10 protein-coding genes and 1 pseudogene are annotated in these 11,064 nt (G+C 47.9%); 7 read left to right on the top strand and 4 right to left on the bottom strand.

Going from position 1 to position 11,064, the window contains the following annotated elements; translation table 11 throughout:
- The 4 genes and pseudogenes from Q0986_RS11275 to Q0986_RS11260 form a co-directional block, all read left to right on the top strand.
- Positions 1-701: pseudogene (locus tag Q0986_RS11275) on the top strand (hypothetical protein); the annotation flags it as partial.
- 324 nt (positions 702-1,025) lie between these two features.
- On the top strand, positions 1,026-2,036 hold the full coding sequence (locus Q0986_RS11270; protein ID WP_299410024.1) for an NAD(P)H-binding protein: 1,011 nt from the start codon (positions 1,026-1,028) through the stop codon (positions 2,034-2,036).
- 69 nt (positions 2,037-2,105) lie between these two features.
- The gene (locus Q0986_RS11265) at positions 2,106-2,708 is read left to right on the top strand and encodes a hypothetical protein (RefSeq protein WP_299410023.1); all 603 of its coding nucleotides are present in this window, start codon (positions 2,106-2,108) and stop codon (positions 2,706-2,708) included.
- A gap of 6 nt (positions 2,709-2,714) precedes the next feature.
- Positions 2,715-2,900, top strand: a complete 186-nt coding sequence (locus tag Q0986_RS11260; protein ID WP_299410020.1) for a hypothetical protein — start codon at positions 2,715-2,717, stop codon at positions 2,898-2,900.
- Positions 2,901-2,910: 10 nt separating this feature from the next.
- Here Q0986_RS11260 and Q0986_RS11255 read toward each other — a convergent pair whose 3' ends face one another.
- From Q0986_RS11255 to Q0986_RS11245, 3 genes are all read right to left on the bottom strand, one after another.
- Entirely contained in the window at positions 2,911-3,570 is a 660-nt protein-coding gene (locus Q0986_RS11255) for a methyltransferase domain-containing protein (RefSeq protein ID WP_299410017.1), read from the bottom strand.
- Between the two features lie 14 nt (positions 3,571-3,584).
- Positions 3,585-4,073 carry a GNAT family N-acetyltransferase gene (locus tag Q0986_RS11250; RefSeq protein ID WP_299410014.1) on the bottom strand — a complete coding sequence of 163 codons (489 nt, stop codon included), beginning with the start codon at positions 4,071-4,073 and terminating at the stop codon, positions 3,585-3,587.
- A 206-nt stretch (positions 4,074-4,279) separates the two neighbouring features.
- Complete coding sequence (locus Q0986_RS11245; RefSeq protein WP_366918570.1) at positions 4,280-5,188, bottom strand: tetratricopeptide repeat protein; 909 nt, start codon at positions 5,186-5,188, stop codon at positions 4,280-4,282.
- Between the two features lie 217 nt (positions 5,189-5,405).
- Between Q0986_RS11245 and Q0986_RS11240 the strand changes: the two genes are divergently transcribed.
- Both Q0986_RS11240 and mnmH read left to right on the top strand, forming a co-directional pair.
- Positions 5,406-5,579: a hypothetical protein gene (locus Q0986_RS11240; protein WP_299410009.1), complete on the top strand. Its 174-nt coding sequence runs from the start codon at positions 5,406-5,408 to the stop codon at positions 5,577-5,579.
- A gap of 15 nt (positions 5,580-5,594) precedes the next feature.
- The gene (mnmH, locus tag Q0986_RS11235) at positions 5,595-6,653 is read left to right on the top strand and encodes a tRNA 2-selenouridine(34) synthase MnmH (RefSeq protein WP_299410006.1); all 1,059 of its coding nucleotides are present in this window, start codon (positions 5,595-5,597) and stop codon (positions 6,651-6,653) included.
- Positions 6,654-6,688: 35 nt separating this feature from the next.
- Here the strand turns inward: mnmH and Q0986_RS11230 are convergent, their stop codons facing one another.
- Positions 6,689-7,801, bottom strand: a complete 1,113-nt coding sequence (locus Q0986_RS11230) for a ferritin-like domain-containing protein (protein WP_299410003.1) — start codon at positions 7,799-7,801, stop codon at positions 6,689-6,691.
- A gap of 897 nt (positions 7,802-8,698) precedes the next feature.
- On the opposite strand from Q0986_RS11230, the gene topA reads away from it, so the two are divergent.
- On the top strand, positions 8,699-10,831 hold the full coding sequence (topA, locus tag Q0986_RS11225; RefSeq protein WP_299410000.1) for a type I DNA topoisomerase: 2,133 nt from the start codon (positions 8,699-8,701) through the stop codon (positions 10,829-10,831).
- Positions 10,832-11,064: the final 233 nt, after the last annotated feature.

Raw genomic sequence — 11,064 nt, 5'->3', positions numbered from 1 at the left:
AGCATGATGGAAACTTCAACTTTAAGCGAGATGTCAAAGACATTACCAACGGTGTTTTTGATGGTGTAGCTGAGACTGCCAAAGAGTTTGAAGCGATGGGTGGAGGTGACTCTGGCGATCCGAATGAAGATGTGGGGAATAACAAGTTTTTCTTTAGTAGTCTTGGTGTTGAACCTATCGAGAACCCCAACATTCCTGCAGATACCAATGATGGTGATGATATTGCTAAGCTAGACTTTGGTGCTGAGTATGTGGACCCTGATGGGCTAGGAACTAGAACCCTTAAAGGTACAGATAAAGCAGATACATTTCGAGCAGAAGCTTTACTGAATGCTACCCCAGAGATCATTGCCAAATATACCAATGATGACGGCTCAGTAAACTGGGAAGGTGTAGCAGGCGAAAACGATAATTATCATGATCACTGGGTTGAAGGGCCTGGAAATATTGTCATTAAAAATTTTGGTAAAGGTGACAAGTTTATCCTAAGAGGCCATACGGCTGAGGCTATCTTACTTGAGGAGTATAAAAATCAAGCAGTGATTGGCTTAGTCAGCGATCAGGGTCGAGATGGCTCACGGGGCAATGGTGCCCATGATTTAGACATCTTGGGGAAAGCCACGATTAATCATGATGGGAGCTTTAATTTTGCCCAGGATGTCAAAGACATTACCAATGGTGTTTTTGATGGCGTGATTTAAGCGTATCTTCAGCTCTGTGGCTGACTTAGCAAGTAGCCACAGAAAGGCACGGTCACTTTAACTGGCCTGAATCTATATCACGATTAAGGGGTGATCCTTGCCTACAAAGGACACCCCTTCCCTGCTATCGGTAGTGTTTAAGGGTTTCAAAAAAGGCTCCACCATGCAGTCCAACGCTATTTCAGTGAGTAAGCTGTCTTGTGTCTTGATCACGTTAAATAGACCGTTATCTTCCCTTTTGTTTTTAGATTGAGTCGATAATGCCAAGCGTTAGCAGCTACGACCTGGTAGGCTACGAATATAGTCTACGCAGCATTTTTACCCATGACTGACGACAGCACTTCGGAGACACGTCGCATTCTGGTATTGGGAGGCACAGGGACAATTGGGCGCGCTACCGTCGCCGCTTTAGTAGAACGCGGTTATGAGGTTATTTGCATCGCTCGGCCACAGGCGGGTGTCGGCGGTCAGTTAACCCAAGAGAGAACCACCCAACTGTTACAAGGCTCTGAGGTCTGCTTTGGCGACGTTACCGATTCTACATTCCTGGCTGAGCAGGTTTTCCAAAATCAACCGTTTTATGCAGTGGTGTCATGCTTAGCATCGCGGACGGGGGAACCGAAGGATACCTGGGCGATTGACTATCAAGCCCATCTGGATGTTTTATCCTTGGCGAAAGAATCTGGAGTCAAGCAGATGGTACTGTTATCTGCGATTTGTGTGCAAAAGCCACGCCTTGCATTTCAGCATGCCAAGCTGGCCTTTGAAAAGGCACTGAGGGAATCTGGGTTAATCTATTCTATTGTCCGACCGACTGCATACTTCAAATCCTTGGCTGGGCAGGTGGCCAAGCTGCAGAACGGGAAGCCTTTTTATATTTTTGGCGATGGTAAGCTTACCGCTTGCAAACCAATCAGCGATCCGGATCTGGCGGCGTATATTGTGGATTGCCTAGAGGACGTTTCGCTGCAGAACAAAATTCTGCCAATTGGCGGACCAGGACCGGCACTCACACCCTTGGAACAGGGAGAATATCTGTTTGAGCTACTAGGTTGCCCGCCCCAGTTCAAAAGCGTACCGCCTGGGTTCCTGAATGGAATCGCCATGTTGCTGGGTGGGGTGGCCAAGATTGTACCGGGCTTAGCAGCCAAGGCTGAGTTAGCGCGGATCGGACATTATTATGCAACGGAATCGATGTTGGTGCTCAATACCGAGACGGGGCTTTATGATGCTGATGCAACTCCGGAAACGGGTAAAGACACACTATTTGAGTATTATCAGCGCCTGGTTGACGGAAGCGAAGAAGCTGAGCGCGGCGACTTTGCTGTATTCTAGAGTGCCTAACTGATCGCAATCCGAGACGAGTGGTCAATCACGGGGAGTCAGAGCGTGGAATCAACATTCTTGCTTCACAAACCTGTTATTTACGGTAGCGCTGTTGGAAATGCTCTTTTCTTAATCCTCCTGCTACTGCACATTATCCCTGCAGGGATTGCTCCTATTGCCGCGATTATGGCTTTCACCGTCCGTAAGGGCAGTCTATGGCATCAGCGCTCTGGACGCTATTTCACGGGGGCGATGATCATCGTGGCCTTAACGGGTATCGTCCTCGACATCGTTCGCCTCTGTTTTTTCGTGGAAGAAAACCATACGAAATATGCAGGGTACACCATGCCCAGCACCTATCCTGCTCGTTTAGGTTTTATGTTTGTGGGGGTTTGTATTCTTTACCTACTACGCGAGGTGACACCACCGCGGGTATTCCGTCGGCAATCCAGAGCGCAAACTACCGTTGTGCCTCGATTGCTGATTATGACTGGATTAGCCCTGACTGCGATCATCACTTTGCGCCTCAATCCGTGGACCGGTGCGTTGTGGATGATCTGGACGTTTATCCTCATTATGATTGTTATGGTACGAACCCCCTCGCCTGCATGGAATCACCGCGAAGCAGAGGTCGTCCGACATCGCGCGGGAACCAGCTACTTGGCTGCATTCAGTTGGTGAGGGGCTTTGCAAGGATTTGGACCAGCCATCTTCATCCTGATCAATGGCGACGATCTATCGACGGAACCCTATATGGGCAATCAGCCTGGCCCCTTTTCGCTAGCGTTTCTTTTCTTTTTCGTAGCTTGGGCTCCCTTCTTTTTGTTAGCTGGATATCTAATCTATCGATTTAAGGCGATCCGCCATCCCTAACCAACCAGCATCAGTTGGCGTTGGTATCCGGTAAGCGTTGGGCAACCACCGCAAAAAAAGGATCGCCGCCGCCTAACCCCATCCAGGATAAGAAGCTTGGTGAGGGAGCGGGCTTGGCGATCACTTGAGGATCACTTAAGTCGGCAGCACGCATATAGGACTGCACGAGCTGTAGATGCTGGTTATCGGTTCCTTCTCGCCATACTTGAATGGCTTTTTGATAGAACATGCGGTTGGAAAAGCTGACAATCACCACGCCGTCTGGTTTAAGGACACGGTGAATTTCACTAAAAATGGCTTCAGGGTACTGTAAGTACTGCACTGATACGGCAATCAATACGGCATCAAAGGTGCGATCGCACTGGGGAAGTTGCAACTCCTGGTTCAGATTCTGAATAAAGAACTCATCGAGTCTTGGATTCCTCGCCAGTTCTTCAGCATTCATCCCATGCCCAATGACCGTTTCAAACTGGATCTCTTCCGGTAGATGTGAGACCCAGCTACTCATCAAATCTAAAATACAAAACCCAGGCTGAAGGTACTCTCGATAGACCTCTGAGAGTTTTTGAATAAACCCAGCATCAACATGGGTGACAAATCTGGGGTAGTCGTAAAAAAGCGTGTCGTCCGCGTTATCTAACTTCGTACGTTGGTGCGGTTGCAGCAGCATCGTCCCATGAGCACCTAAAGATGTTTACATAACAACAGTCGCTTAGAGGACGGGCTAAACAGCGTAGGCCAAGAAGGGGGACTGTCAACTAATTGGTAACCGGCCTTGGCATAGAGACGGCGCGCCGGGGTATTGTCATCCAACACATGCAGATACAAATAGGGATGCTCCCATTGACGCACAATTTCCTCACAGGCAAATAGCAACTGTTTGCCTACGCCCTGACAGCGGTATGGCGAGGCAACGGCTAGATTAGAAATGTAAGGAACGGCAGGTGCAAAAGGCAGCCAAGGCGACAAGGTTTTGAGAGCAACCTCAACCGTACCGATTAATGTAGGCTCAGGAGAATGGAGCACCTGAGCCCCCACTAAGCGGGTATAAGGAGTGCGATGCACCTCATAGCGTGACTGAAGATCGTGAAAAATTCCCATTTTCAGGATGGGCGTGAGCCAAGACCGCCATCCCTCTTGGGGGTAAAAACAGCGACTTAATAAGGTTGCCACGCTCGACAAATCCTGGTGCTTCAACGCACATAGACGGAAAGGAGCATCATGTTGATTGATATAGCAGGCATCATCAATCGTTGAGTTTTGGGGGGAGAAAAGACCTAAATCAGCCACAAATGAATGAAAAAAGCTGTATGAAACGACTGGAGTGTGGATGCAGAGAATCTGAGAACAGACTCTAAACGGCTTTCATTCTAACTTGTTTATGGGCTTTCGGAACCCTCTTGAGCGTTATCAGCAGCGCTTCCATCATCGGATTCAACATCTAATTCACTTAACGTGGCTTGCATCTCAGGGGTGGCAAAAACCGCCTTAGTGTCGGCAATCAGCTTTTCCCCCCACAGGTTTTCTTCCAAAAACGCAACTTTGCCATAGCGACCATCCAACTGGAGGGCCGACTTAGCCAAGGAAAGTCCTGCATCTTTATCACCTTCAACATAGGTGGCCACCGCTAGCGCCAGCTGAGGTTCCCCCGATTTTCCATCAATCTTGATAGCGGCCTCCCACTGTTTGATAGCGCGACTGACATTGCCCTTTTCATAATGCACTAAGCCAATATTATTAATCGCAGGCCAAAATTTTTCGTTTTGGTCTAAGGACTTTTCGTATTGCTTAATGGCGTCTTTCAACTTCCCCATTTTGTAATAGGTATTGCCTAAATCAAACAGCGCTTCAGGAACATCAGGTTTGATCTTCAGTCCTGCCTTGAGAAGTTCAGCCGCCTGCTCATATTTTTCTTGGCCAAAATAGGCTGCTCCTAAACTGAAGTGAACCCCTGGATTTTTGGCATTGAGAGACCGGGATCGTTCGAGGGCCAAGATACCTTCATCGACCTGTTTTTGACTAAGGTAAAGCCCTCCTAATAAGGCCCAGGCATCCGCCGATTTAGGGGCGAGCTGAGTGGCTAATTTGACACGAGCTAAGGCAGGTTCAACCTGTTGAAATTGACTGAGATAAACGGCTTCCTTGAATAAGGCCAATCCCGTTTGCTCTAACTGTTGAGAATCGATCTTCAAGGTTCTAGGTGCGACAGCTTGCCCAAGCGCCGGTTGAGCCATCGTCCCAAGACCAACAGCAAGGAAAAGCGAGATCAAAGTTGAACGTTGAAGCACAGCAAATGCCCAAATATAACGTGTTCATAAGTTAGCTTAGCTTAGATTCCAAGTGATTGACGGAAACCGTTACGTCTGTTCAACTGGACGATTTAGGAAAATAAGCGATGGGTTATGCTGCGGAGCCTGAAAGAAAAGGGTCGGGTGTTTCTAGGGCAATTGGGTTGTTAGAATAGCTACGTCTTGTTCAAGCTTAAAGTGCTCTGAGGGAACGTCTGTGGATAGTCAAACCATGCAAGATCGAATTGCTTTATTAGAGCGTAAGCGCGGATTGTTAGTGCAGTTATTAGATCAACCGGATTTAGGGACGCTAAGAATAGATGTGAATCAGGCCTTAGAAGAAATGGATGACCTGATTGATGAGTTTAAAAAAGCCTTCCCGGCCGCTTAGACGTCTCTTTGTTGGATGCTCCTGACGCCCAAGGTCACAACGGATCTTGACCCCCAACCTTACAGTGAAATTATTGATGTGCGATCGCCCGCTGAATACGTGGAGGATCACCTGCCCGGTGCCATCAATTTGCCCGTCCTCAGTAACCAAGAGCGGGCTGAGGTGGGCACGATCTACAAGCAAGTCTCCGCCTTTGTGGCCCGTAAACGAGGAGCAGCCCTTGTTTCCCACAATCTGTCCTATCACCTCAACCATCACTTTGCAGACAAGCCCAAGGACTATCATCCCCTGATCTATTGCTGGCGAGGGGGGCAGCGATCTCACAGTATGGCTTTAGTCTTAACTCAGGTGGGATGGCGGACTACCTTACTGGGCGGAGGATACAAGACCTATCGCACCTATGTCCGGGAGCAATTAGCACAGGTGCCGTATCGTTTTTCGTATCGCATTTTATGTGGATTGACGGGAACGGCGAAGACCGCTATTTTGCAGCTTCTGGCACAAGCTCAGGCCCAGGTACTGGACTTAGAGGGATTAGCTAATCATCGGGGTTCACTCTTAGGGGCAGCTGAAGCCTCTGCACAACCCTCTCAAAAACAGTTTGAGTCAGATTTACTCTCTGCTCTCCAACGGTTTGACGGTACTCGTCCCGTGTGGATAGAAGCTGAAAGCAGCAAGATTGGCGAACGTTTTGTTCCTCAGGCGCTATGGCAACAGATGAAAACGGCTCCATGTGTTGAAGTTCGAGCGTCGATCTCCCATCGGGTGGACTGGCTGCTAGCGCACTATGACCATTTCATCAGGAATCCAACGCTGCTTAAGGATAAACTCGGTCAGCTTCAACGCAGCTATAGTAAAGCTCAACTCCAGCAATGGTATGACTGTATTACTCAGGAGAAATGGACTGAGTTGGTGCGATCGCTACTAGAGCAACATTACGATCCAGCCTATCGTCGCTCAATGCGCCATCAATACACCAATCAGCAACAAAACTATGACCTGCCTGACTTATCCGCCACTAGTTTGCAACAACTGGTCAAGGCATTGATGAAGACAGAGCAAGCTATGGGTTGATGCGTGGTTTATCTGTCACTCGAATCATCGTACCTTCACCACTGAGGAATAACACCTGCTTTCCAGCAATTTTCAGGTAATGATTTGAGTTTTAGCATTTCGGGGAAAAACGTCTTAGCACTGCCACCACTCCACATCGCGATCAGTGTATCGAAAAAGGTATCAAATCCTGCCTGAAGGTCGTGAAGAGCAGCCGATTGCGTAGGTGTTAATGACTCAGAAGTGGATGTACTGTAGGTCTGCGGCCAATTCCGTTGATCAATCCGATTCTTAATCCATAAAAAACGGCCATAGTGAGAGTAGCCATTCAGCGCGGCTGGATCATCAGGCTCTGGATCGCTATAGCCAGAGCCTTGTTTCACGGTGGGATAAAACCGATATAACTCTTCCACAGGAAACTGTTCTTCGACATAGGGAGGTTCTGGCAAGTCCGGTTGGGCAATCCCTTCACCTTGACCACAGATCAGGTTGATCGCTTGTTGGGCATCCCCTAAGGAGGCAATAGTCTGATTAATTCTGAGGGCGTTCTGGGTATAGTTTTCACCGCAGGTGAATAATACTTGTTGATGGGTAGTTGACCAACCAAAGACAGGACGTTCTTTCTCGACTTCTAAGATTCCCTGCATAAGAGCATCGTACATTTGACCAATGGTGGCGTAAGGATATTGAGGGGTGGTGTGATCGAGAGAACTGTCAAATTCTTTAGGCGTCTCAATATCCAACATGGTCTTAAGCGTCAGTTCATTGAATGGTCCTAATGCTCCTGCCAATAAAGCGGTTTGATTGGGAATGGTGGGTCCCATTGTCGCCGGATCATAAGGGGCTAAATAGGGAATATGCTGACCATAGCTAGGTTTCTGAAAAATCTTGGACGCATCAATATCCAGGGCTAAACATAGATTGGCTGCCAATTGTAAATGCAGCATTTCTTCAATACAAACACTCAAAATGGTTTTGTAGACATTGTTGGTGAATATTGCCTCCGTCGACTGATCCTCTTGTTCCGGTAAAACGATGGATGTCATCACAGTGAGATAAAAAGGCAAGGTATACATCTCGATCAACACTGCCGTTATGGCATGGCTTTGAACCAGCTCTTTTGTCCAGGCATTAGTAGTGTCTGTTGTTGCCATCATTTGAACAGTCACAATTTCACCCCTCACAACTTTAATTAGGCGTATAACTTGAAATTAATGGTGCATTTGGTCTGTGGCAGAACTCTATCAGTCTCAACTGATTACTTCCTGAATTTCCGCTGATTGCTCTAGCTGTTGAGAATCTGGCCAGGACGCGATCAATTTATCAAAGCGAGAACCCAAACCTAAGCGTCTTATATAAAAGTGTTTGGATAGAATTATTCAGGCTCTTTTATATTAATTACGATTCATCTATACTTATGAAGAGAAAATATCTAGCCAAAATAATGGATATCGATAAAGCAAACGTCGTAAAAGCAAATACTATATAGACAATCTTGCTTAAGAACGACATTGGTTTCCGTTGAAAGATCAAATGAATATCAATTGCTTCTGAGTATTTTTCAACGTTTTTTTATTCAACAGCAAAAAGAAATATATTTTTACATATTAATTCTTTTTAAAAAGAGATTGACTCAGAAGAATCAACCCTTCAAATCTGCGTTTTAATGCAGACTTCAAGAAGAGAGTCAGAGAATAAAGCTGTTGAAGGGGGCGTATCTAACCGTTGGGTGAGGGCCTTTAGAGGTTTTCAAAATGAACTCCCCTAACCTCGGGATACGCCCTGTTGAATAGCTATTTCATGGCGATAGGTGACACTCGCCTGTGAAATTTGTCTCTTGATAAAGTTGAGTAGCTGTTTGGATGCCTAAACGCTCGATGTCATTGTCAATGGGGTATTAGATTTGCGATGACCGTTGCTTGCTGTCCGGGGGACATAGGCCGGACGGAGTTCATTGCATATTTCACTCATGAAAACAAATGTACTATAATCTCTCCATAAGTTGAGAGTAAACCCATCCCCACCCATCTAGGTCACAGTTATTCAAGCATTCCAGAACATCAAATATGTCTCGCCTGCTGATCGTCGAATCCCCGGGAAAAATCAAGAAGCTGAGATCGATTCTCGGATCAGGCTGGCAGGTGCGGGCCTCCGTCGGCCATATTCGGCAGCTTGCTAACACGGGCACGGGTAATTTAGGGTTTGAGGCCAAGAACGGTCAGATCACTTGCAGTTATGAACCACGAGATGACCGAGCTAAAAAGACCATCGCCGATCTTAAAACTGCGGCCAAACAGGCCAACGAGATTTTTATTGCCAGTGACCCGGACCGAGAGGGGGAGGTGATTGGGTGGCATATTGCCCAGGTACTGGGGATTAAGAAACCGAAGCGGGTGGTCTATCAGGAAATTACGGAACGAGCCGTTCGGCAAGCCATTGCCCATCCCAAGTCCTTGGATATGAATTTGGTGGAAGCGGGTCGCTGTCGAGATTGCCTCGACAAGCTCGTGGGTTATCGGGGATCGCCGTTAGTCTGGCGCTTAAACAATGGTGCAAAGTCCGTCGGCAGAATCCAATCGGCAACCCTGCACTTGATTTGCCAGCGCGAAGGCGAGATCCAAGTGTTTGTGCCCCAAGACTATTGGTCGGTGTTTGTGGAGTATGCCGAAGGGTTCAAAGCGTTTTATCACGGCAGCGCAGCAGGGAACGAGCTAGACGAAACCACCATTGAGGATGCAGGGTCGGAAACTAAAACGGAAGAATCCACCCGAGTTACCTCTCAAGCGGCTGCCGATGCCTTGGTTGAAATCGCCCAAAATAATCCTCACCAGATCCTCTCCATCGAAGGGAAGATTACCCCCAAAAAGCCCCCCGCCCCCTTTACCACCTCTGCTCTCCAACAAGCTGCTGGGTCGCGCCTTAAGTTCAGCCCTGAGCAAACCATGCAGGTGGCCCAAAAGCTCTATGAAGCGGGTCTGATCACTTACATGCGCACGGATTCAGTGATCTTGTCGCCAGACTACTGTGCTGCCGCCAAAAAATGGCTAGCGCAAAACGACGCGGACAATGTCCCCAAAAAAGTCGCCAAACAGAAAGGGGGCAAGCAGACCCAGGAAGGCCATGAGGCCATCCGCCCGACGGATATTTTTAAACCCTCCGCAGAACTGAAGCAATCTCTGTCGGAGGATCAGTTCAAGCTGTATGTTCTGATTTGGACTCGGGCCTTAGCCTCTCAGTGCAAACCCGCCCAAATCCGTAAAACCATCGTCATTAGTCAGTCTGGCGAAGTTCAGTGGAAAGCTAAGGGCAATCTTGTGGAGTTCAAGGGTTACTCAAAATACTGGAAAGACATTAAAGCTGATACGGAACTGCCCACCCTGCAGCCCCAGCAGACTCTCTCTCTAGCCCAGGCCGATTCCCAGCAGAAACAGACCCAGCCCCCCGCTCGTTATAGCGAACCAAAGCTGGTTCAATTGATGGAGAAGAAGGGCATTGGTCGACCGTCCACCTATGCCCCCACAATTAAGACCATCAAGACTCGGGGCTATGTTGATCTGATCAAAGGTAAACTCCAGCCCACCCAGATCGGTATGGAGGTGGATCAATTTATGGGGGGTGCGTTACCGGAGCTGTTGGAAGCTGAGTTTACGGCCCAGATGGAGAGTTCCTTGGATGCGATCGCACAAGGGAATCAGGAATGGCAAAACTATCTGATCGACTGGAACCGCAGTTATTTTGCCCCGGCATTGGCGAAGGCACTGAAAGATTTACCTGAGCCGACCAGCAACTATGGGGGCAAGGTCTTACAAACATCTAGAACCAAATGCCCAGGTTGCAGTCAACCGATGTCCAAGGTGCCTAGTAAAAAGATGAAGAAGAAGTATTTTCTCAAATGCGAAAACGGCTGCACGGCAGACGATGGACGAGGTCTAGTGATGTTCTGGTCCGACCGGGATAAGAATTGGCAAGTCCCTCAAGCAAAATCGGATCAACCTGCGTCGCCACCAGAACTCACGGATTATCCTTGTCCGGCTTGTCAACAGAAAATGGAGATTTACCAATATCACAAGGATGGGCAGGTCAAGCAAATGCTTCGATGCTCAGATCCCAAAGCCAGAGCTGACAAGAAGCACAAGAATGCCGTCTATTTTCAAAGTAAAGGACGGTGGTGGAGTCCCAAATACGGGGAATTGGAATAAAGATGAAGAAATCCCCTGCAAAAAACACAGGGGACGTAAGGCTTTTGTAACTTCAGTACTTTCACTTATGATGCCCACTGGGAAGCGGGTTTCAAGCTTAGTTCTGTCTGAAACTGAGGTGAATTCCTTTTATTTACGTGAGTTCGACGCTAAACAATCGCGGCAGGGAGGGCCTTTAGCTCCTCAGGCGTCAGATCCAGAGCAGGCTTCATCGGGTGATACGAATAGGCAAT

Origin of the sequence: Acaryochloris sp. IP29b_bin.148, from assembly GCF_028285565.1 — a bacterium.
In the GTDB taxonomy this organism is placed as follows: domain Bacteria; phylum Cyanobacteriota; class Cyanobacteriia; order Thermosynechococcales; family Thermosynechococcaceae; genus Acaryochloris.
This window is presented reverse-complemented; position numbering and strand designations above follow the sequence as displayed.